Source organism: Bifidobacterium bombi DSM 19703, from assembly GCF_000737845.1.
GTDB classification, from domain to species: domain Bacteria; phylum Actinomycetota; class Actinomycetes; order Actinomycetales; family Bifidobacteriaceae; genus Bifidobacterium; species Bifidobacterium bombi.
The window spans coordinates 1,050,929-1,073,390 of the sequence record NZ_ATLK01000001.1; the positions used below are offsets into that span (position 1 = coordinate 1,050,929).

A 22,462-nucleotide genomic window follows, 5' to 3' on the forward strand; every position below is an offset into this window, starting at 1 on the left:
TGACACCACGTGTCGTACGGAACACTCCACGAACATGGACGCCAGAACCCGACATCATGGCTATGCCAAAGACAAAAAGAGGCTTATAACCCGGATGCGGCGCATCGAAGGACAGGTCCATGCCATCACACGGATGATTGAGACCGATACGTATTGCATAGATATCCTGACGCAGATCAGCGCTTCGAACTCGGCCCTTAAATCAGTGGCGCTCCTGCTTCTTGAGGATCACCTCGACACGTGTGTGGCCAGTGCAGCGGCCGAAGGCGGCCCCGTGGCCGATGAGAAGATGGACGAAGCCATCGCCGCCATCACCAGACTGGTGAAATCATGACCAGACAGTGAACTGCGCGGGATCTCACAATGGTCGGATAAGGCAAATCCCTTAACAACGCATACGACCGTGCGCCGGCTCGATCCATCCATACCGCAAGACCGCAGCACCCATGGATCACAGCCGACGCAGGAGGCTCCTCACTCCAGCTCGAGTTTGCCGGTGTAAAGCTGGTAGTATTCGCCCTTCTGAGCGATGAGCTCGTCGTGAGTGCCTCGCTCGATGATGTTGCCGTGGTCGAGCACCATGATGACGTCCGAATTGCGAACCGTGGAGAGACGGTGTGCGATGACGAAGACGGTACGGCCTTTCATCAAGGCGTCCATACCCTCCTGCACCACTTCCTCGGTGCGTGTGTCAATGGAACTGGTGGCCTCGTCAAGGATCATCGCCGGCGGGTCGGCTACGGCCGCACGGGCAATGGAGACCAACTGACGCTGACCCTGCGAAAGCCCACTGCCATCACCGGCAAGCACGGTGTCATACCCCTGCGGCAGCATGCGGATGAACCCATCGGCGTTGGTCAGCTTCGCGGCGTTGATGCACTCCTCGTCCGTGGCGTTGAGCCGTCCGTAACGGATGTTGTCGATGACTGTCCCGGTGAAGAGGTTCACGTCCTGGAGCACAATACCAAGTGACCTGCGCAGATCGGCCTTTCTGATGTTCCTCACATCGATGCCATCATAGAGGATCTGCCCCTCCTGAATATCGTAGAAGCGGTTGATGAGGTTCGTGATCGTGGTCTTGCCGGCACCGGTGGCGCCTACAAGCGCCATCTTCTGGCCGGGTTTGGCAAACCAAGTGATGTCGTGAAGCACCGTTTTGTCTGGGTTGTATCCAAACGAGACATTCGTGAACCTCACGTCACCACGCAGCAGCGTATAACGACCGTCAGGCGACGTGACCGCCTTCTCATGAGCCTTGATGGCGACCTCGCGTGCCTGACCCTGAAGCTTCTCGGCGGCCTTCAGCGACCGGCTGCCGTCATCATCCGCCGCACGTTTCCAAGCCCATTGGTAGGAGGCATAACCGTGCCTGTCGCGGTCGACGTCATCTTGGCTGACTTCGGTCATCGTACGGCCATCCTCACCAACCCGTACACGCACCAGGCTCACCGAACCGTCATCGTTTTCCACGGGCTCGTCCATCAACTTGAAGATGCGCGAAGCGCCGGCCAAGGCCATCATGATCATGTTGAACTGCGAGGATATCTGACTCACCGGGTTGATGAGCGTCTTGGAAAGCGTCAGGAACGAAACGATGGCGCCCAACGTGAACACGCCGGAACCCGAGAACCCGAAGTTATGCCAGCCGCAGATCCCCGCGACACCGCCGACGATGGCAAGCAGCACGTACAGCAGGTTGCCCATGTTGCCGATGACGGGCATGGTGACGTTGGCATAGGTGTTCGCCGCGGCGTTGGCCCGGAACAGCTCTTCGTTCTTTTTATCGAATTCAGCGGCCGTGGCGTTCTCATGGTTGAACACCTTGATGACCTTTTGCCCTCCGACGTTCTCCTCCACGAACGCATTGACCTCGCCCAACGTTTCCTGCCGTTTGACGAAGTACAGGCCACTGCGCCGGATGATGACTCTGACCACAAGCATCATGATCACCAGGAACACCACGGTGAAGACGGTCAAGGGCACCGAAAGCCAGAGCATGGCGGCCAATGCCGCAACGGCCGACGCGCTGGAGATGAGAATCTGAGGCAAGGACTGCGATATGGCTTGGCGCAACGTGTCCGTGTCATTCGTATAACGGCTCATCATGTCGCCATGCTCATGGGTGTCGAAGTAACGAATGGGAAGATGCTGCTGATGCTCGAACATCTGGTCGCGGATCGTCTTGAGTACACCCTGCTCGACCCCGACGACCATGTAGTTCCATGTGAACGAGCAGATCATGCCCACGAAATAGATGCATCCGACCACCAACGTCATGTTGATCAGCGGACGCCAGTCTGGATTCGCACTGCCCACGAACGGCATGATGCAGTTGTCGATAAGCGGCTGCAGCACCAGTGAAGGCAGGGACTGCGTGCACGCGCAGATCAAAATGCACACTACGATGGCGGCCACGCGCCACCGATACTTCATGATGTAGCCAACCAAGCGCTTCATGGTGCCTTTGGGCGCACGCTGAACATCAGGCAAAGCGCCGCGGGATCTGTCCGACTCCGCGACCGTCCGACCCTTGCTTGATGTCCGAGATAAGTCTTCCTTGTCCTTGCGCATATCCTGACTGGTGCCGTCGGTCACATCCAACCGTTTCTCTTCACTCATCATTCTCACTTCCCTCCGCCTGATTCTTCGTCTGGGATTCATATATGGACCGGTACTCATCACATGTGCGCAGCAGCTCGTCATGGGTGCCGCGGTCGAGGATGCGTCCGTTGTTCATGACGACGATTTCGTCCGCTTCCTGAACCGAAGCCACACGCTGGGCGATGATGATCTTCGTGGTGTCCGGGATCTCCTCGTTGAAGGCGTGGCGGATCAGCTGGTCAGTCTTGGTGTCGACCGCACTCGTTGAATCATCGAGAATGAGGATCTTCGGCTTCTTCAGCAAAGCACGTGCGATGCACAACCGCTGTCGTTGCCCTCCCGAAACGTTGGATCCGCCTTCCTCGATATACGTGTCGTATTTGTCCGGCATTTCCTGAACAAACTCGTCAGCCTGGGCGAGCTTGCAGACACGGCGGACCTCCTCATCGCTCGCGTTGGGATCGCCCCATCGGATGTTCTGAGCTATGGTGCCGGTGAACAGCACGTTCTTCTGCAGCACCATGGCCACCGCGTCTCGCAAGGCGGTCAAATCGTATTCACGTACGTCGCGGCCACCCACTTGCAACGACCCGGAGCTCACGTCGTACAGTCGCGGGATGAGCTGCACCAGACTGGACTTGGACGAACCGGTGCCGCCGACAATGCCGACGGTCCTGCCGGCAGGAATCGCAAGGTTGATATGGTCAAGCACGGGGGACTCGGAATTCTTGGAATATCGGAAGCTAACATCCTTGAATTCGATAGAGCCGTCAGCCACGTCCATCACCGGGTCCTGCGGATCGCGCACGTCGCTGACCTCGACCAGGATCTGGCAGACGCGTTCGGCATCGGCCTGTGAGATGACCACCATGACGATGATCATCGAAACCATGTTCAGCGCCATGAGGATTTGCATGGCGTACGTGACCAAAGCCGTCAGGTCTCCCGTGGTCAGTCCGAACGCCGGGTTGTTGCCGGAAGCGACGATCTGCTTGGCCCCCATCCAGGAAATGACGAGCATGGCGCCGTAGATGCAGGTGTTGAGAATGGGCCAGTTGAAGGCCATGACATGTTCCGCCTTGCAGAAGTACTCGTAGATGCGCTTCGAGATACGCCGGAACTTGCCCGATTCGAACCCTTCCCTGTTATAGGATTTCACCACGCGGATGCCCTGCAGGTTCTCGTCCACCACGTTGTTGAGCTTGTCATAGGTGTGGAACACACGTTCGAACACGGGATGTACGGAGAGGGCGAGCCCGGTGAGAGCCAAACCCAGCACCGGGATAATGACCAAAAAGACCAGGGAAATCGAACGGCTTATGCGAAAGGCGAAGATCCACGCCACCACGACCATCATCGGCGCACGCACACCCACGCGGATGATCATCTGGAACGCATCCTGCAGATTCGTCACGTCCGTCGTCAGACGGGTGATGACGGAGCCGGTGGAGAAGCGGTCGATGTTCGTAAAACTGAACGACTGCACCTTTTGGAAGAGATCGTGACGCAGGTTCTTGGCAAACCCGGAGGATGCGATTGCCCCCTCCTTGCCGGACATGAAACCCGCAAACAGCGAAACCAGAGAGCATAGGACGAGTATGGTACCGAACTTCACTATGGCAGGCATCGACCCGCCGGACACGCCTTGGTCGATGAGCTGCGCCATGACCGTGGGTATGAGTATCTCAAGAATCGACTCCACAGCAACGAACGTGGGCGTCAGTATCGTGTTCTTCTTATATTCGCGCAAGCTACGCGCCATGGTGCGGATCTTATGCTTCGGACGTTCCTCCTTGGGCGGCCGCCCGCTGTCATCGGACATGGTGTCGGACATGGCGAGCATGCGATCCTCGATCTGCTGCATACCAGCTGATTTCGCATCCCGCGCGTCAACGCCAGAAACGACACCAACACTTGCGTCTTCCCTCATTGTGCTCCTCCCTCGATACGGCTGTGAGCCGTCTGCCACTTTCATAATTCCTTCGTCGAGCCACATCCCTTGGGATGCCTGTCATATCCATGTCTGTCTTAAGCCCGAACCGTCATTCAGGTTCCGTCATCGCACATTCCGCGCGCCATCAGCCCGTCAGCCACCGAGCGATGTATGGAGCGGGCATCATGCACGAAGGGACGAAAACCTCCACCGATGGACCCACGCTTCCCCACACGTCCTGCAATCCATTACAGCATAGCTGCAAAGCCCGCCATTCCCATCCGTCGCGCATCAATATAAAAAGGCCCGAATCACGAAGATCCGGACCCAAACAAGGCAGTCTGCGACTGGCGGACTACTCCTTGGTTGTGTGATCTTGACGCTCAACGATACGAGCCGCCTTACCGCGCAGATTGCGCAGGTAATAGAGCTTCGCACGACGCACACGGCCACGGCGGGTGACCTTGATGGAGTCGATCACCGGGGAATGCAGGGGGAAACGACGTTCCACACCGCAGCCGAAGCTCACCTTACGCACAACGAACGTCTCGCGAAGGCCTGCGCCCTGCCGGGCGATGACCACTCCGGAGAACGCCTGGATACGGGAATTGTTGCCTTCCTGAATCTTGACGTTGACTTCCACCGAATCACCCGGACGGAAATCCGGAATATCTTCCGCCGGCTTCATATGCTTGGCATCGAATGCCTCAATAGCGTTAACCATTGCATCACCTGTCGCCGCCGCAAGACAGCGCACCGATAAAGGGGCTGGCAATCCACCGATCCCGGCAAGAGCCACGCCCAATTCCCTTTCCAGCCAGACCCCTGACCGGAAGCGCACCGATTCGCCAGACGGAAACCCGCCGGCTGAACTGGAGAAACCGAACCCCTGCGGCAGTCCGATTCCCGGCACAAACTAAAGGTACATTGTATCCTTTTGCGTAGACACAATGCAAGAAAAAAGTACTTTCGGCACGCCGAGCAACCGCCGAAGCCGTGGTCAGTCGGACTGCTCGTCCTCACCGGTGTCCAGAGTAAGCACGTCGTCATCAGCATCGTAATCGAAGAGCTCGCCGTAACGCCCCCAGTTCACAGCGATGCTGAATTGCCGCTGCGCCTCCACGTCAGGCAACCTTCCGCGCAGCAAATCAATGAACAGCTCACCCCGCAGCGAGCCTTCCGGACTGCGGCGCAACGCCTGATCGATGGAGCGCACCAAGGAGGCATGGTCCATCGCCAGCTGCGCGAATAAGGTCTTGGATTCCAAGATACCCGCCTTATGCCATTGCAGACCCTGCTGGGTGGCGGTGGCATGGCCGTCGTGGACTTCAAGCACCCCGAGCATGGAACCGGCGTCAATCAGCGGTAGCAGGTCATCCACTTCGAATGAAAGATCGGAAGCCAGATCCGACAAATCGGCACCCTCGCGATACTCACAGATGACGTCGATAAGGCCTTTGAGTCCACCAGGCGAAACATCGGGCAGCTGAACCAGATCCTCGTGGCCGCCGCCATCACGGGCATCCTCACCACCCTTTTCTCCGTCCCGGTCACTCTGACCGTTCACACCGCCAACGAGGTCACTCCCTTGGCTTGCTGCCTCATCCGCGACTTGACGCGCCTGCGACGAAGGGGTGGATCCGCCAGCCGCAACGGACGCGCCATGACCGGCCACAGCTGCCTGACTTCCATCGGGTTGCGCGGCGGACGCGGCACCTTGGGTGTTATCACCACCGGTCCCACCCTCGCCGCCACTATCCGACTGACCGGTCAGAACGGTATACAGACGGTCCACCTCGTTCTCGAATTCCTCGCTGTGCTTGTTGCGAGGACGCGGCAGATTGACCTGCTCCTCGGCGATGATGCGCCCTGGGTGAGATCCGAGCACCACCACACGGTCGGCCATCTGCACGGCCTCCTCGATGTTGTGAGTGACGATGAGGATCGACTTGATACCGCTATCCCCGCCTTTCCACAGACCAAGCACCTCCTGGCGCAGGTTCTCGGCTGTAAGCACGTCAAGTGCACTGAACGGCTCGTCCATGAACAGAGCGTCCGGTTCAAGCACCAAGGCCCGGGCTATGCCGACACGCTGCTTCATGCCCCCTGAAAGCTCCTTGGGATACGCTGACTCGAAACCGTCCAGACCGATGGCATCTATGGCTTTCAAGGCTCTGCGACGACGTTCGTCACGAGGAACGCCTCGCGCCTCAAGCCCAAGTTCCACATTGGCTTGCACGTCAAGCCACGGCATGAGGGCGAAGGTCTGGAAGACCAAAGCCACGCCGGGGTTCGCACCCGTCAGCGGAACGCCCCTGTAGGCCACGGTACCGCTGGTAGGCTCCACCAGACCCGCCAGCACGCGGAGCAACGTGGATTTCCCCGCACCTGAACGGCCAAGGATGGCCACCACCTCCCGTTCATGCAAGTCAAGCGAAATATCGTCAAGCACAGTAAGATGGTTGCCTTTGTCGGAGATGAAACTGCGAGAGACGTGGTTCGCCTCGATAATGGCGTCTCCCGTCCCCTTCTCGGCCGCCTTGCGACCGGTATCGTTCAGATCCCTGGTGAGAGTGTCTGCCATGATGTCTGCTCCTTATACAAGTGATGGTAGTGGGTTACTCATACGTGAATAATGATTAGGATATGCTTCTCGCCGCGGCCGTGCCACTCACGCCACGACAAAACGGCGGTCCGCCAAACGTTGCAGAGGCTGCCATACCGCACGATCGAGAGCGACGACGAAAACAGCCATCACCACGACGCCGATAAGCACCTTCATGGATTCACCCTTCGCCGTGGCCTCGGCGATATAGCAGCCAAGCCCTTTGGCGGTAAGCGTTTTCCCGTTATATCTCACGATTTCGGAGACGATCGAGGCATTCCAGGCGCCACCGGCGGCAGTGATGCCTCCCGTGACCCACGAGCCGAAGACAGCTGGAAGAATCAGCGTCTTCCAGCGCATCCATACGCTCATATGCAGGCTCTTGGTCATCTCCACCAGATCATCGGGTATGGAGCTGGCTCCGGCAATCACATTGAACAGGATGTACCACTGTGTTCCAAGCGCCATCAACAGCATCGAACCGAAATCAAGCGAAACATGCCAAGCAGCAAACCACATCAGCACGAACGGGAACACGAAATTCGCGGGGAAACTCGCCAAAACCTGGACCAACGGCTGCACGACACTCGAAATCTTCGAATTCATGCCGATGATGACCCCCAGCGGCACCCAGATGAGCGAACAGACCACAATCAGCACCGCCACACGAGCGAACGTGATGAACCCCAGGCCAAACGCCCTCCAAAGTTCTGAAAAACCCGTCGTACGCCCTATTGAAAGCAACAGCTGGACCACACCCCAAACGAACGCGATGCCGAGAACACCGAAAAACGCGATGTCGCCGGCCATGCGGCGTCGAGCTCTCGATTTCCTGCGCCGATCCACGCCCTCTTCAAGATCGTGGGCACCATTCGCGTCGTCCGAACCATCGCCGTGGACTGCGCGACCGGCCGGTCGAACCTCACCGTCAACCGTCGAAGCCGTCCGCACACCGACCGCAGGCCGACGCGAACCTGATGTCCGAGAGAACGCATTTTTCAACGCATGCCAGGTTTGTGCGATGACATCACCCACTGGACGAATCAGTGCGAAAAGCACATCGTTCAGATGCGAATGACGAATGAGCGTAAGCACGGCACTCTTCTTGACCGTCTCGGATTCGCTCTGCGTGATGCGGAACTTCTCAGCCCAAGCGGTCAGAGGCTTCCATACGCATACGTCAATCAACAGCACCACGGCGATCATGACCGCGATGGCCCAGCCGATTTTGCCCATATCGCCTTCACTGCCGGCCTGTTCAACGAAACTTCCGATTCCCGGCAAGGCGTATGTATGGTTGCCCACCGAAATCATCTCGGAAGCAGTGAGGAAGAACCAACCCCCGCCCACACTCATCATGCAATTCCATAGCAATGGAATCATGGAATTGGGCACATCAAGCTTCCAGAACCGTTGCCAAGCGCTCAAATGCAGATTTTTCGCGGCCTCGACGAGTTCCGTGGGCTCGCTGGTCAGCGAACGGTAGAAGGAGAACGTCATGTTCCACGCCTGCGATGTGAAGATGGCGAAAACGGAAGCCGCCTCAACTCCAAGCATGGAGCCGGGGAACAAAGCAAGCCAAATAGTCACCGTAGCCGAAAGAAAGCCCAGAATCGGAACCGACTGAAGCACGTCGAGGACGGGGATGAGCACCTTACCGAGCCTGCGACTGCGTGCTGCGGCGAGACCATAGACGAAGGTGAACACCAAGGAGCAAAGAAGCGCGATGGCCATGCGCAATACCGAGCGTAGAGCGTAATAAGGCAGGTCACGCAGGTCGGTGGAAACCGTGGACGGAATACCGGCCGGCCCAATCGGCGCGTCGATCGCCGGCAGAAGGTACGCCAATGCTCCGAACAACGCGAGCAGAACGGCTACGACTACGCAATCGGACAACACCCGAACCGCCGGTTTGGTCTTGGTGTCGCGTTCGTCCGTCTCCTGGGTTTGAGCGGGGACGAAAAGACGACGTGGGGGCTCGAACATTTTCAGGAACGATGCCATGGTACTTCCTTTGTATTCATTCAAATCAATCAGATGGACATGAATCCAGGAAGCCGAAACGAAACATACAGCCACCAACATGAACCGGCACAACCGCACACGGTCACGATGAATCATGAAGCTATCGGGCAAGCACAATCCAATGCAACCATCGTTTTACGATGTAGCCGAGGAACTATGAGGACATCCTCACGAAACCAATGCCGGGGAGGATGCAATGGCAGCCTGGTTACCAGTTTCGCCACGACTACTGGGAAGATCACTTGCCATGACCACCACCTCCCTTCGGTAGGTGCGCAGTGCGCAATGTCCCTATTCACCCGTTTATAATTTAATCCAAGGTGTATGTATTGTCAAGTCGTCATGACAATCGGAAGCCTGATTCATAATCATTTCGCTTGGTGCACGTGGGAAGGGTCGAACCGACACATTCGTTCAGCGATGAACTTCTTGGCGCCATCAGACGTGTACCCCGTTCAGCAGGCGGGCATCCCCATCAATCTCCCACTCGTGATGGATGCAAGCACCCGTTACCGATTTCCTCATCTCCAGGTTTCCAATGCAACGCCCAACAAAAAACGGTGTGCGTGCATCTATTCTATGCACGCACACCGAATCTTCATCGATGATTCACGGACACCGCAGCAACACCGAACGATGGCGCGGATACACCCATCGGCGTGAATTCACACCATGCCGCCGCAATCGCAGCATCGCTTCGCCACGATTCCCACCGGCGTCACCCGTTTGAAAGGCATCTCAGTGACGATGGGCACGGTAGTAACGAATCAGAGACTGCGTGGACGCGTCCTGAGCAGCAAGTGCCTCATCATCCTGCGAGATTGCCGGAGTGATCTGACGGGCCAGCTGCTTGCCGAGCTCCACACCCCACTGGTCGAAGGAGTCGATGCCCCACACGGTGCCCTGCGTGAAGACGATGTGCTCATAGAGCGCGATGAGCTCGCCGAGCGTCTTGGCGTTGAGCGTGTCACCGAAGATCGAGGTGGTGGGCCTGTTGCCGGTGAAGATGCGGGCCGGGACGATCGCTTCGGACGTGCCCTCGGCGCGGACCTCTTCCGCAGTCTTGCCGAATGCCAGAGCCTTGGTCTGCGCCAAGTAGTTGCCGAGGAAGAGCTCGTGTACGTCCTGGTCGCCGTCCTTGGCCGGATTTGGCGTGTTTGCGAAGGCGATGAAATCAGCGGGAATGATCTGCGTACCCTGGTGGATGAGCTGGTAGAAAGCATGCTGGCCGTTGGTACCAGGCTCTCCCCAGAAGATCTCGCCGGTTTCCGTGGTGACGGGGCTGCCGTCCCAACGCACGGACTTGCCGTTTGATTCCATGGTGAGCTGCTGGAGATAGGCGGGGAATCGGTGCAGATACTGGTCGTAGGGCAGCACCGCATGGGAGGCGGCCTTGAAGAAGTTGCGGTACCAGACATTGAGCATGCCCATAAACTCAACGACGTTCTCCTCGAACGGCGTGTTCGCGAAGTACTCGTCGATGGCATGGAAACCGGAGAGGAACTCCTCGAAACGCTCGGGTCCGAAAACCACCACCAAGGAGGTGCCGACGGCGGAATCCACGGAGTAACGGCCACCGACCCAGTTCCAGAAGCCGAACGCATTGGCGGGGTCGATGCCGAATTCCTCAACACCCTTGAGGTTGGTGGACACGGCCACGAAGTGCTTGGAGACGGCCTCCGCCCGCTTCTCTTCACTGCCGTCGATGGCACCGGAAGACCTGAGCCCGTCAAGCAGCCAGGTCCGAGCCTCACGCGCATTGGTCAAAGTCTCAAGCGTGGTGAAGGTCTTGGACACGACAATGAAGAGCGTGGTCTCCGGATCGAGTCCGCGCAGCTTTTCCGCAATGTCGTTGGGGTCGATGTTGGAGACGTAGCGGGCGCTGATCCCGGCATCAGCATAGGGCTTCAGGGCCTCGTAGACCATGACGGGACCCAGGTCCGAGCCGCCAATACCGATGTTGACCACGGTCTGGATCTTCTTGCCGGTCACGCCGCGCCATTCGCCACTGCGCACCTTGCGCGCGAAGGTGTAGATCTTCTCCAAAACCTCTCGCACGTCCTTGACCACATCCTGTCCATCGACAATGAGCTTGCCCTCGTCACTGGCGGGACGGCGCAACGCCGTGTGGAGCACGGCGCGGTCCTCGGTGACGTTGATGTGCTCGCCGGAGTACATCTGCTTCGTGCGCTCATCGAGCTTCACCGCCTTCGCAAGGTCCGCGAACAGCTTGAGGGTCTCAGGCTTGATGAGATCCTTGGAAAGGTCGAAATGCAGGTCCGCGGCGTCGAAGCTCAGCTTTTCCACACGCTCGGGATCATCAGCAAACCACTGCTTGAGACTGATGCCCTCGTTCTGCATGTCGAGATAGTGCTGCTGCAGCGCGGCCCACTCAGGTGTCGTCGTAGCGTCAATTGGAGGATTGATGGCCATATGAAGTCCTTTCATCGCGGTGTGCGCTGCGGCCTGAAGTAGAAAACAGATAATCGTAGCGGCAACACCTGTTACATTTACAATTTACTCACAAAAGCGGACAGAATAGCACAAATCTTCACCGGAGACATATCCTCTCACTGGAATCGAAGCGATTACGCCATCAGACCGCATCAGGACGACACCGGATCAAAAAAACAACCCACCTACGCGACCTTCACGCACAGCCGATGAAACCGTTCCCGCCAAGGAAAAGCCGTCAGCATCTGGTGGTCCGGACTGTGGCCGGAGATGCCGCCGGAGACCTCCAACCTGGAGCGCTTCACCAGAACCAACCGTTAAAGGATATCCGCGCGGCCTTCCTGCTCCAAATACGAGACGAGGTCCTTGACCTCCTGCGACCGCGCACGAGGGGCCACCAGCAACGCATCAACGGTGTCGACAACGACCATGTCGTCCACTCCAAGCAAGGCGATGGTTCTTCCCGCCGCAGGTACTACGACGTCTCCGGCACAGTCCAGGCTCTCCACCATGTCAGCATTACCGAGGATCTTCATGTTGCCGGAGCCCGTGCTGGCCAGCAACGCGGCGACCGAATTGAAATCACCGATGTCGTCCCAGCCGAAATCACCTGGCACCATGGCCACCCCGCCGACGGCACTCAAAGGTTCAGCGACCGCGTAATCGAAGGCTATCTTTTCGATTCCCGGCCAGTACCTGGCCATGGCCTCATCCACTGCACCGTCCGGACCCTCAGACGCATCATCCCTCGCGATCGCCTGCAAGCGGCCCCATTCATCGGCACGTTCATAGGCATCGGCAATGCGAGAGATGGCATCGTACATAGCCGGTTTGAACTCTTTAAGGCGACCAAGCAGCACATCGGCCCTCATCACGAACATGCCCGCATTCCACCGGTATTTGCCCGTAGCCAAATACGCCTGTGCAGTGGACGAATCAGGCTTTTCCACGAAGCTCTCGGCAAGACGAGCCCTGGGTGCGTCAGGGATTTCCGATGCGAGGGATCGTCCCTGGCGAATATATCCAAACGCCGTGGAAGGTCGGGAGGCGGCGATTCCGATGGTGGTGACATAGCCAGCGCGAGCGGCGGCCACGGCCTGACGCACGGATTCTCTGAAACCTTCGTCATCGCGAATAACATGATCCGCCGCAAATGAACCGACGACGATCTCGTCTCCATACCGCTTGGCCAGCACCGCCGTCGCGAGCGCAATCGCTGCAGTGGAATCCCGCGGTACCGGTTCGACGAAAACGTTCCGCTCCTCAAGCCCGGCCAACTGCGAACGAACCGCCTGCATATGCCGCCATCCCGTGCTTACGGCCACATGCGAACCTCCCGCCAGCGCCGACAGACGGTCATACGTGGATTGAAGTAGGGTACGACCGCTTCCGAGCAAGTCGTAAAGGAATTTCGGCTTGTCCATGCGACTGAGCGGCCAAAGCCTCGTACCGGTACCACCAGCAGGAATGATGGCATAGAAATCCTCGAAATCTGAATCACCCGCGTTGCCTTCAGCATCTTCCCTCATGGCCCGAAGCACCTTCCGTTTGTCGACGCGCCTGTCGAACAGCCGAATCGTAATTCCAATACCGTTACTATCTGATGCATATTATCTCGCACGCCGTTGTCAAATTGGTTTGCAGACACGGCGGAGTGCGCCGCACATACCGCCTTGAACACCCGACGAATCCGGGGCACGCACTTGCGCGTCGAACCCCGAACAGCCGAGGTTCGTTTCCGTACACCGTTCCCAGACGTTCTTGAAATTGCTGGCAACCTTGGAGAAGCCCTTGCATCCGACTCCGGCCTCCATACGCCCCAGAACCTCCGCCATGACCCTATTTTCGAAGGTCTTCCAAAAGGTGCAATCAGGCGGGAACCCGACCCGAACCTTCCATGAGCCCCATCCAAGACACGTCAGTTTTGAAAAATCAAAGGCTTCGAGTATAGTTTATGTCTTGTGCGCGGGTGGCGTATGCTGCTCGGGCTCGGCCGCTTTAGCTCAGTTGGTAGAGCGTCTCACTCGTAATGAGAAGGTCGACAGTTCGATTCTGTCAAGCGGCTCCGTGATGGTGACGTCATAGAATCTGGAATTCATTCCTCTACGGTGCTTGTCGATTCGTGTCGCTACATGTCAGTTATGTCCAAGGCCGACAAGAGATACGGGCCATCCGCCATAGACGGCTACACGGTAGTCGCAAGCTGTCCGGCCCGATATTCAATTGATCCCTCTTCCATGACACCGTGTTATGGGAAACTCACGCGGCGCCAAAGACACGAACCGAATATGGATGTGGCCCCCTGACCCTGATTCGCTGGCGGGCTGCGGTTTTATTGGAAGCCTTTTATCCATTAACATACCGCTGAGAAGCCGACATCACCAGCCAGCACCGCGAGCGCTTTTTGAGCGCGAACTTTGATTATTCCGGATGATTTTGAGTGACATGAAAATCAAAAGTCATTACCTCTGAAACCCAATCAGAGGTGGTGCTATTTGCCTGTTATCAACAATCGACACACACACAGAGTCAAAGACTCCTGTAGCAGTTCTGCATGACAATGAACAGGTTACCGACAGTCATTACTCACAGGATCAACGTGCGCGCAAAGGGACTCGAACCCTCACGACAAAGTCACAGGAACCTAAATCCTGCGCGTCTACCAATTCCGCCATGCGCGCGATGACCTCAATCTATCAGCCGGTGCGGAAGTCACCCAGGACCCGCGTTGCGTCCCTCCGCACACCATCCCTTGAATGAAACGACCGTCTTGTGAGGCGGAGCCGGTCCGGACGCGATATGACACATTCGCGCCGCGCATTGCCTTTTACCGTAGAATGATGGTTATAAAGGAGAACAAAGATGTTGGACGTACTGATCACGCCGATGACGCTGATGCTCATTCTCGCAGCGGGATACCTACTGAAACACCTCAGGGTATTCGGAGCCACGGATTATCGGGTGGTACAGGCGATCGAGTTTGACCTCGTGCTCCCCGGCGCCATCGTCCACTCATTTGCAACGAACGACCACAGCCTCAGCCTGCTTTGGATCTCCCTGTTCTCCCTTGCGGCCACGCTAGTACCCCCACTGCTGATCTATCTGACGACGACACATACTCCGGTGTCCGACCGCGCGTTCATGATGCTCAACTCCACCGGTTTCAACGTCGGTTGCTTCTGCTTCCCCATGGTACAGGCGTTGGTTGGTCCGCAAGGCCTGGTGGCCACCGCTATGTTCGACATCGGCAACAACATCATGGTCGCTGCGGGGACTAACGTCCTCACCCAACAACTCCTGGACATCCCACCTGGAAAAACATTGACGCAGCAGGAAGGAGCCTCATGCCGCAAGGACGACGCGGCATGGAACGATGGCCGAAAACCGCATCACGAGGTCGAGAACGATCCCGGCATCAGACGCCTGCACCGCCGCGCACTCGCCAAATCCATCGCATGGGGTTTTCTTTCCTCCCCCTCCTTCGACACCTATATCGTGATGGTCGTGCTGATGGTAGCGGACGTACACCTGCCGCATTGGATGGCACAAGTCTCGCAGCCATTCTCCGGCGCCAACGCCTTCTGCTCGATGCTCATGGTGGGAATGCTCACCGAGCTGCCCTCCAACCGACATGACGTGGCAAGCGTGTGCAAAGTCCTCGGTTGGCGCCTCCCCTGCGCCGTGCTGGCGGCTCTCATAGCCTGGTTCCTCCTGCCGTTTGGCACGGCGATTCGTGAGAGCGTGGTTTTGTGTTGTTTCGCCCCCATCGCCGTCTTCTCGACCATGTTCACCGACAAGGTGCTCGGAAACGCGAAGCTGGCCGGATTCAGCCTGTCTGTAACCGCAGTCATCAGCACAGTACTCATGGTCGTCGTGCACCTGGCGATTCATATGTAAAGGCGACATCCCCTTGCACACGGCGAACAGCCGGGATTCACGGATGCCTGATGTCCAGAATGTGTACGCAGACCGTAGGGGCTAGAACCGACGTCCCGAATCACCAAAGCCCACCAAACGAGCAGTTACGTTCCTTCATCAAGGAAACGTGCCAGTATCCGACCGACGGCGGTCAACGGAAATCCCTAGGCGGAGTCACCGCCGGTCGCAATGCACCAGACCTACAGTGGAAGGCACGACTCATGACGAACTGCAACCGGTCCATGCTGCGACCGACTATGATGACATCCGACGATGATACATCTGACGATGGCACGCCCCTCATTGAACCGTTCTGAGCAATTCCCCTATCGCCGGGGCCAGAGCCGTGAACGCCTTGCAACGATGCGAAATCGCGTTCTTCTCTTCGGGGGTCATCTCGGCGCTCGTCAACGGCAGGGTGCGTCGCCGGACGCCCTCCCGCCTGTTTATGGAGGCATCGTAATCCATGTTCATGCGAGTCGAGCCCTTGACGGCACCGACATCACCATGAACGCAACCCACCGCATGATCCGCTGGTTGATCGTCCGGAACGAAAATGGGGTCATACCCGAATCCATGTCCACCACGCGGCGCACGGATGACAACCCCCTTCATTTCCCCCAGACGCACGGTCTCCTGAAAACATCCATCGGCTGAATTCGCCTGACCTGAACGCGCCTCACGAATCAGGACGCCCTCATCAGCGCGGGATTTCGCGGAACCATGGCCACCGCTGACTGGCACCACCAAAGCCGCAGCACAGCAGAACCGAGCCGTGCGTTTGTTATCCGGAATGTCCGACAGTTGAGCAAGCAACAGGTTCATGTTCGCGGTATCGTCACCGTGCGAGCCGGACCAACGAGCAGACAGGATTCCAGGCGCACGACCCATGACATCCACGATGAGCCCGCTGTCATCAGCCAAGGCGGGCAACCCGGTGCGCTTAGCCACATCACGAGCCTTAAGCAAGGCGTTCTCCTCAAAGGTCACCCCGGTCTCCACGGGATCGGGAAGGCCAAGGGATCCGGCACTGACCAGTTCCATATCGACGGCCCGCTGTCCCAAGACCCCCTCGACGATGGTCACGATTTCCGGCAGCTTGCCCTCATTATGCGTCGCCACGACGAACTTCATGAACTCCTCCTTACACAGTGGATGCCAATGTCCGCTTCACTTCAGCGCGGGGCGGCGAATCGAAAATCCGATATCGCGCATTCCATGCCATGAAGCCCGTGGGATAGGCGAAACATCGATGCACAGATACCGGCCACAACCATCATTTCTCGCTGAGCGCCTCACCCTGCTTGGCCTGAAGTTCCGTGTTCCCCTTGGCCGCCAGGTCGAGCAGCACCCCCAATTCGTCGCGTGTGAATGGTCGGTGTTCAGCGGTGCCCTGTATCTCGATGAAGTCGCCCGATCCAGTCATTGCGACGTTCATGTCCGTCATCGCCTGGCTGTCTTCGATATAAGGCAGGTCGAGCATGGGGGTACCGTTGATGATGCCCACGGAAACGGCGGAGACACGGTCCTTCAGTACTCGATCGGCGGATTTGATATGCTTATGGCCCTGCGCCCAACGCAAGGCATCCACAAGAGCCACATAAGCGCCGGTAACGGAGGCCGTACGGGTCCCGCCATCAGCCTGAAGTACATCACAATCAATCTGAATCTGGTTCTCACCCAACGCTTTCAAATCACACACGCCTCGCAGCACCCGACCGACCAACCGGCTTATTTCCTGAGTACGGCCTCCCACCTTGCCCTTGATTGATTCCCTGGCAGTACGCTCGGAGGTGGCTCTGGGGAGCATGGCGTACTCCGCCGTCACCCAGCCCAAGCCACTGTCCCTACGCCAACGCGGCACACCAGCCGTGAACGTGGCGGTGCACATCACGCGTGTGTTCCCACAGCAGATGAGCACGGAACCTTCGGGGGCGTCGGTGAAGTGTCGGGTGATGCTGACCGGACGCAACTCATCGATCTTACGTCCATCGGGCCTAATAACGGTATCGTTTCCAAGTAGATCTTTAATCTGAGCCATACAGCCAATCTAGCAGCAGCTCTCAACGCACTGGCCGGCCTCCCCGTTCAGGAAAACAGCTTTTAAGACACCGAGCACATCGACGGCTCGGCAGGCGCCGATTCCGGACCTTCTCCGTGGCAACGAGCCGGGCCGTTTATGGATGGACCGCCATTGAACAAGACGAAGCTCACAAGCGGTCGCCCGCAGGACAGAGAGAGTTCAGGAAGGCTCAGCCTTCACGAGAACCCCGGCCTAGGAAGCTGTAGGTACAAGGAAAACCACATACGGCACGAACCGTGGTTCATAAGACCCCACGCTCACGAAACCTCACGCATTGGGAACCCGGTATCAGCCGAAACGACCGGAGATGTAGCGCGCAGCGGTCTCGTTCTGCGGATTGTTGAACATGGTTTCGGTATCGGCGAAGTACTCCAAATGCCCTGGCTTGCCGGGAGCCCGCAGATTGAAGAACGCCGTGTAATCAGCCACACGGGCCGCCTGCTGCATGTTATGAGTGACGATGACGATGGTGTAGTCACGCTTGAGAGAGTCAATCAGGCTTTCGACGGCCAGGGTGGAGATCGGGTCAAGAGCCGAACACGGCTCATCCATAAGGAGCACCTGTGGATGAACCGCGACAGCCCGCGCGATGCACAGCCTCTGCTGCTGACCACCGGAAAGTCCTATTCCGGGTGCATCCAAACGGTCTTTGACCTCATCCCACAGGTTGGCTCCGCGCAAAGCCCACTCCACAAGCTCGTCGGCATCGGACTTCGATATGCGCCGTTTGTTCAGATGTATGCCCGCGAGCACATTGTCGCGGATCGACATGGTCGGGAATGGGTTCGCCTTCTGGAATACCATACCCACGTCACGGCGCACGGCCACCGGGTCAACCCCTTTACCGTATAGGTCGTGGCCTTCAAGCAGGACCTGCCCCTCCACCCGAGCGCCTGGGGTGAGCTCATGCATGCGGTTGATCGTGCGCAGCACCGTGGTCTTTCCACAGCCAGACGGTCCTATGAACGCCGTTACCTTGTTAGGCGCTATCGAGATGTTCACATCCTGAACCGCGTGGAAATCACCATAAAACACATTCAGATTCTTGATTTCTATGCCTTGCCCCATATCACCACCTCATCCTTCCTTTTCCCTCGTCTTTTGCTTTCCGAAGCCGAATTCATCGTCCTACCTTCGGAGTGAAGATCTTCTGCACCGCTCGGCCCGCGAAATTCAGGAGCAGCACCAGCACAATCAGCACCAGCGCCGCCGCCCACGCGCGCTGCGTGGGAATGTCGGCTATGCAGGCGGGCCCCGCCGACACGGTGCACGTGACTGAAAGCTTCTGATACTCCTGATATACATAGACCGGCAACGTCGTCATCTGCCCGGAGAACAGATTCCAATTCGTCGTCGAAATGAACCCCGCCGTCATGAGCAACGGCGCGGTCTCCCCGATGACACGCGCGATGGCGAGCAGCACACCCGAGATGATACCAGGAAGGGCCGTACGCAACACGATGCGCGTGATCGTACGCTGCTTCGTGACGCCAAGCGCGTAGGCCGCCTCTCGCAAATCAACCGGCACCGCACGAATCATTTCGACGCTTGAATTGACGACGGTCGGCACCATCAGCAGAGAAAGCGCCACCGAACCTTCAAAACCGCTGAGCATGCCAGGACCGAATACGATCGTGAACAGCGAATAGGCGAAAAGTCCAGCAACGATGGAAGGCACGCCACTCATTACCCCGACCATCATGGCCACCGCGTGGGCCAGCTTGCCGCCATGAGCATATTCAGTCAGATACACTGCGCACAGAATGCCGAGCGGAACGCTGATCGCCATCGCGCCGAAGGTGACCTCCAAGGTGCCTATAATGGCATGTTCCGCGCCGCCATAACCGCCGGATGGCGTCGGTCTTCCACCGACCACACCCGACATGTTGTAGGTCAGGAAATTCAGATTCAGCCGTCCGGCGCCACGTTGTATGGTGGTCCACAGGAGCGACACGAGCGGAATCATGGCGAAGACGAACACACATAGAATGAGCGTCGACATAATGCCGTTCTTTGCCTTGCGCCAATGAAGAAGCTCCGAAGTCGGCCGGAATCTGGCAAAATCAAGCTCGGTGTCGACACTGACGCCGGCCACATGGACATCCGCCTTGCGCTCCTGCGTGACGTCTGAGGCGACCTGTCCTGTTTCATGCGCGCCCGCTGCCTCAGCGCGAATCGTTCCCGTATCGGCCTTGAACCAACCGGCAACCTTGGAAACGAACCTGGTAACGACGTGACGAATGTCCTGCCACAACGAATCGCCGGACTCGCGCACCCCCGTAGCTCTGGTGGTGATGGCTCGCGCGATGGCGTTGACGACGAACGTCACCAGGAACAGCACCAACCCGGTCGCTATGAGCGCGGACACGCCCAATCCGCTAGCCTCAGGGAACTGCGAAGCGATGTTGGCGGCGATGGTCTGTGTGTGCGAAGCCTGAAGAAGACGCAAGGAATACGTCAGCCCAGGAGACAGAATCATCATGACGGCCATGGTCTCACCGAACGCACGACCGAGGGCTAGCATGGAAGCCGATACCATGCCGGACCTGGCGACCGGAAGGACGGCCATCCTGATTGCCTCCCACTTGGTCGCTCCGAGCGCGAGCGCCGCCTCTCGGGTGAGTTGGGGGGCACCGGTGAACAAATCGCGGGTCATGGATGCGATGATCGGCATGATCATGACTGCAAGCACGACCGAAACGGTCGCCACCGTGCGCGGAGGTGCAGCCGCCGGACCGGCGAAAAGCGGTATCCAACCAAAATAGCGCGCCAGCCATCTCCAGAATCCATAGGAGGCGGGAACGAGAACAGTGCTTCCCCATAGGCCGTATATGACGGAGGGGATGGCCGCAAGGAGATCCACCATCGCATTAAGAACGCGCGCCAACCATTTCGGTGCGTAATAGACAATGAACAGCGCCACACCGATGGCCACGAAGAATGCGATGGCAAGCGCGAGCGCCGACACTATGACCGTGCCGAAAAGCAGTGGCCCGACATATTGCCAGAAACCGCTCGCCTTGCCTCCGCTCAACCCCTGGAACGTGGAGGACGCCTGAAGATCGTCAGCGGCAAAGACGGGCCACGCCCGTGCCAGCAGGAACAGGAGCACGGCGCCGAGCACGAACAAAATCGCGATGCCCGCGGCATAGACCAGAAAACGGAACACGACGTCGCCGGTATGTCTTTGGCCGTTCGGTGCCACGCCATCCGATCTGTCACCAAGACCAGGAACACGCATCACGTCCGGCTCTTGCACACGGCCATCTCGGGCTTCTTCAAAGGCTGTTTCAGACGCCTTCCCATGCGCACCCATCAGTGTAGCTTCCTATACATCATCGCACACCCCTTACTTATCCAAACCGTCACTTCTTCTCAATCCATGCCGTTTTCGGCACCACTCGTTTTTTCTTCATGGTCCGACGCACAAGCGCCGAACCGGAACCACCGACCACATCCCGCGCTCACGCGCCACGATCGTCAATCGTCTTGGCCGACCCCTCCGCTCCATCCACAAAGGCCGGAACATCAACGCATCACATGAACCACCTGCACATGATGCGACCATTCACTTCTCATCGATTCTGGAAATCGCATGCAGCACCTTTTTGCTCAATCCGGTACCGAGCGGTGCCGAACCCGTATTGTCCTGAGCGACCTTCTGCCCTTCAGTGCCGGCTATGTAACCCAACCAATCCTTGGCGAACTTACCGCTGGCCCTGTCCTTGTAGGCAGAGCACGCCACGGCATAGGAGACCAGCGCCAGAGGGTAAGACCCCTTGGCGTCGGTGCCGTAATTCACATCGACGACCACGCGATTGCTTGACTTCGGCACCTGCCGCAAAGGCGAGGCATCAACCACCTTCGCCACGGCATCAGCTTCCGGGGACACATAGCTTTTGCCCACTTTGAGCGAGACCGTACCGAAATTACCCCGTTTCGCTGCATCGACATAGCCTATCGTGCCATCGGCTTGCGAGACGGTCGTCACCACGCCGTCAGTCCCTTTGGCGGCCTGACCGACGTCATTCGGCCAGTTCTGCTGAGGTTCGTACCGCCAATCCGAAGGAGCGGCCGCCTTGAGGTATGAAGTGAAGGTCTGTGTCGTCCCTGACTTGTCGGAACGACGCACCACCGTAATCGGCACATCAGGCAGGTCTATAAGCGGATTCAACGCTTTGATGGCCTCGTCATCCCATTTGGTGATTTTCCCGTCGAAAATGCGCGCAACGGTGGCCGCATCCATGTTCAGATGCCGTTCTTCGGCTGAAACGGTGCTTCCCAATACTCCTCGCAGGTTGAACACAATTGCGATCGGCGAAAGATAGACCGGCACTTCAAAGGCCTCGCCTGAAGCGCACACGGCCTTCGACTGCTTCACTTGTTCGTCATTCAACGGGGAATCGCTGGCGGCCCACGTTGTGGCGCCGGTGAGAAAAGTGGTGACACCTGCACCGGAGCCGGTGGGATTATAGGCGATTTTCACATCACGATTTTTCTTTTGATACGTGGAGATCCAGGCATCGACCACGCCTTGCTGAGAGGAGGCACCCGCGCCATAGAATTCATTGGGACCGGCTGCATGTGAAGCCCGTGAAGCCCCTGCCGAAGTCGAGGGGTCGACGTTATCGCCGCATGCGGAAAACGTGCCGATCAGCGCCAGGCAAGAAACGCCGGCGAAGAATTTGGACACCGCAGATTTGTGTATCTTGCTCACACGGCAATTATCGCAGAGAATATGGCCTAACGCCAATCCAAAGGCTTTGGTCGGGACACGTCGCAAAGCAACGCCGCCGCGACACGCCGGGGCAAAAGCGCGAATGGTCGGAATCCCGCCGGACAC

14 protein-coding genes, 2 tRNA genes and 1 pseudogene are annotated in these 22,462 nt (G+C 57.9%); 3 read left to right on the forward strand and 14 right to left on the reverse strand.

Features of this window, described 5'->3' with window-relative positions:
* Positions 1 to 34: 34 nt before the first annotated feature.
* Complete coding sequence (locus tag BBOMB_RS03985) at positions 35 to 334, forward strand: metal-sensitive transcriptional regulator (RefSeq protein ID WP_044087295.1); 300 nt, start codon at positions 35 to 37, stop codon at positions 332 to 334.
* 140 nt (positions 335 to 474) lie between these two features.
* Here BBOMB_RS03985 and BBOMB_RS03990 read toward each other — a convergent pair whose 3' ends face one another.
* The 7 genes from BBOMB_RS03990 to BBOMB_RS04020 all read right to left on the reverse strand — a co-directional run bounded on the left by BBOMB_RS03990 (position 475) and on the right by BBOMB_RS04020 (position 13,147).
* Positions 475 to 2,457 carry an ABC transporter ATP-binding protein gene (locus BBOMB_RS03990; RefSeq protein WP_238549922.1) on the reverse strand — a complete coding sequence of 661 codons (1,983 nt, stop codon included), beginning with the start codon at positions 2,455 to 2,457 and terminating at the stop codon, positions 475 to 477.
* A gap of 154 nt (positions 2,458 to 2,611) precedes the next feature.
* Positions 2,612 to 4,435, reverse strand: coding sequence for an ABC transporter ATP-binding protein (locus BBOMB_RS03995; protein WP_152570131.1), 1,824 nt, complete (start codon positions 4,433 to 4,435; stop codon positions 2,612 to 2,614).
* A 454-nt stretch (positions 4,436 to 4,889) separates the two neighbouring features.
* Positions 4,890 to 5,258: a 50S ribosomal protein L19 gene (gene rplS / locus BBOMB_RS04000; RefSeq protein WP_044087290.1), complete on the reverse strand. Its 369-nt coding sequence runs from the start codon at positions 5,256 to 5,258 to the stop codon at positions 4,890 to 4,892.
* Positions 5,259 to 5,534: 276 nt separating this feature from the next.
* Positions 5,535 to 7,118 (reverse strand): ABC transporter ATP-binding protein, encoded by a 1,584-nt coding sequence (locus tag BBOMB_RS04005; protein ID WP_052377435.1) that lies wholly within the window; start codon positions 7,116 to 7,118, stop codon positions 5,535 to 5,537.
* Positions 7,119 to 7,205: 87 nt separating this feature from the next.
* Positions 7,206 to 9,143 (reverse strand): ABC transporter permease, encoded by a 1,938-nt coding sequence (locus BBOMB_RS08295; protein ID WP_330934697.1) that lies wholly within the window; start codon positions 9,141 to 9,143, stop codon positions 7,206 to 7,208.
* A gap of 759 nt (positions 9,144 to 9,902) precedes the next feature.
* The gene (gene pgi / locus BBOMB_RS04015; protein ID WP_044087081.1) at positions 9,903 to 11,597 is read right to left on the reverse strand and encodes a glucose-6-phosphate isomerase; all 1,695 of its coding nucleotides are present in this window, start codon (positions 11,595 to 11,597) and stop codon (positions 9,903 to 9,905) included.
* A gap of 338 nt (positions 11,598 to 11,935) precedes the next feature.
* Positions 11,936 to 13,147, reverse strand: a complete 1,212-nt coding sequence (locus BBOMB_RS04020) for a mannose-1-phosphate guanylyltransferase (RefSeq protein WP_044087080.1) — start codon at positions 13,145 to 13,147, stop codon at positions 11,936 to 11,938.
* Positions 13,148 to 13,610: 463 nt separating this feature from the next.
* On the opposite strand from BBOMB_RS04020, the gene BBOMB_RS04030 reads away from it, so the two are divergent.
* Positions 13,611 to 13,683: transfer RNA gene (locus BBOMB_RS04030), tRNA-Thr, on the forward strand.
* Positions 13,684 to 14,218: 535 nt separating this feature from the next.
* Here the strand turns inward: BBOMB_RS04030 and BBOMB_RS04035 are convergent.
* Positions 14,219 to 14,299, reverse strand: a tRNA-Leu gene (locus BBOMB_RS04035).
* 184 nt (positions 14,300 to 14,483) lie between these two features.
* Here BBOMB_RS04035 and BBOMB_RS04040 point away from each other — a divergent pair.
* A complete protein-coding gene (locus BBOMB_RS04040; protein ID WP_152570130.1) occupies positions 14,484 to 15,515 on the forward strand; it encodes an AEC family transporter in 1,032 nt (343 codons plus the stop codon).
* 321 nt (positions 15,516 to 15,836) lie between these two features.
* Here the strand turns inward: BBOMB_RS04040 and BBOMB_RS04045 are convergent, their stop codons facing one another.
* The 6 genes and pseudogenes from BBOMB_RS04045 to pstS form a co-directional block, all read right to left on the reverse strand.
* The gene (locus BBOMB_RS04045) at positions 15,837 to 16,670 is read right to left on the reverse strand and encodes a non-canonical purine NTP pyrophosphatase (RefSeq protein WP_044087076.1); all 834 of its coding nucleotides are present in this window, start codon (positions 16,668 to 16,670) and stop codon (positions 15,837 to 15,839) included.
* 142 nt (positions 16,671 to 16,812) lie between these two features.
* Positions 16,813 to 17,577 (reverse strand): ribonuclease PH, encoded by a 765-nt coding sequence (gene rph / locus BBOMB_RS04050; RefSeq protein WP_044087074.1) that lies wholly within the window; start codon positions 17,575 to 17,577, stop codon positions 16,813 to 16,815.
* A gap of 330 nt (positions 17,578 to 17,907) precedes the next feature.
* Complete coding sequence (pstB, locus tag BBOMB_RS04055; protein ID WP_044087073.1) at positions 17,908 to 18,687, reverse strand: phosphate ABC transporter ATP-binding protein PstB; 780 nt, start codon at positions 18,685 to 18,687, stop codon at positions 17,908 to 17,910.
* 52 nt (positions 18,688 to 18,739) lie between these two features.
* Positions 18,740 to 19,714, reverse strand: coding sequence for a phosphate ABC transporter permease PstA (pstA, locus tag BBOMB_RS08300; RefSeq protein WP_044087283.1), 975 nt, complete (start codon positions 19,712 to 19,714; stop codon positions 18,740 to 18,742).
* Between the two features lie 183 nt (positions 19,715 to 19,897).
* A pseudogene (pstC, locus tag BBOMB_RS08305) lies at positions 19,898 to 20,860 on the reverse strand (phosphate ABC transporter permease subunit PstC); the annotation flags it as partial.
* A gap of 327 nt (positions 20,861 to 21,187) precedes the next feature.
* Positions 21,188 to 22,327, reverse strand: a complete 1,140-nt coding sequence (pstS, locus tag BBOMB_RS04065; RefSeq protein WP_044087281.1) for a phosphate ABC transporter substrate-binding protein PstS — start codon at positions 22,325 to 22,327, stop codon at positions 21,188 to 21,190.
* Positions 22,328 to 22,462 lie beyond the last annotated feature (135 nt).

Bases quoted from the DNA above. Each gene is read 5' to 3' on its own strand.
- BBOMB_RS03985 (WP_044087295.1), top strand. From the start codon at position 35: ATGGACGCCAGAACCCGACATCATGGCTATGCCAAAGACAAAAAGAGG.
- BBOMB_RS03990 (WP_238549922.1), bottom strand. From the start codon at position 2,457: ATGAAGCGCTTGGTTGGCTACATCATGAAGTATCGGTGGCGCGTGGCC.
- BBOMB_RS03995 (WP_152570131.1), bottom strand. From the start codon at position 4,435: ATGTCCGACACCATGTCCGATGACAGCGGGCGGCCGCCCAAGGAGGAA.
- rplS (WP_044087290.1), bottom strand. From the start codon at position 5,258: ATGGTTAACGCTATTGAGGCATTCGATGCCAAGCATATGAAGCCGGCG.
- BBOMB_RS04005 (WP_052377435.1), bottom strand. From the start codon at position 7,118: ATGGCAGACACTCTCACCAGGGATCTGAACGATACCGGTCGCAAGGCG.
- BBOMB_RS08295 (WP_330934697.1), bottom strand. From the start codon at position 9,143: ATGGCATCGTTCCTGAAAATGTTCGAGCCCCCACGTCGTCTTTTCGTC.
- pgi (WP_044087081.1), bottom strand. From the start codon at position 11,597: ATGGCCATCAATCCTCCAATTGACGCTACGACGACACCTGAGTGGGCC.
- BBOMB_RS04020 (WP_044087080.1), bottom strand. From the start codon at position 13,147: ATGAGGGAAGATGCTGAAGGCAACGCGGGTGATTCAGATTTCGAGGAT.
- BBOMB_RS04045 (WP_044087076.1), bottom strand. From the start codon at position 16,670: ATGAAGTTCGTCGTGGCGACGCATAATGAGGGCAAGCTGCCGGAAATC.
- rph (WP_044087074.1), bottom strand. From the start codon at position 17,577: ATGGCTCAGATTAAAGATCTACTTGGAAACGATACCGTTATTAGGCCC.
- pstB (WP_044087073.1), bottom strand. From the start codon at position 18,687: ATGGGGCAAGGCATAGAAATCAAGAATCTGAATGTGTTTTATGGTGAT.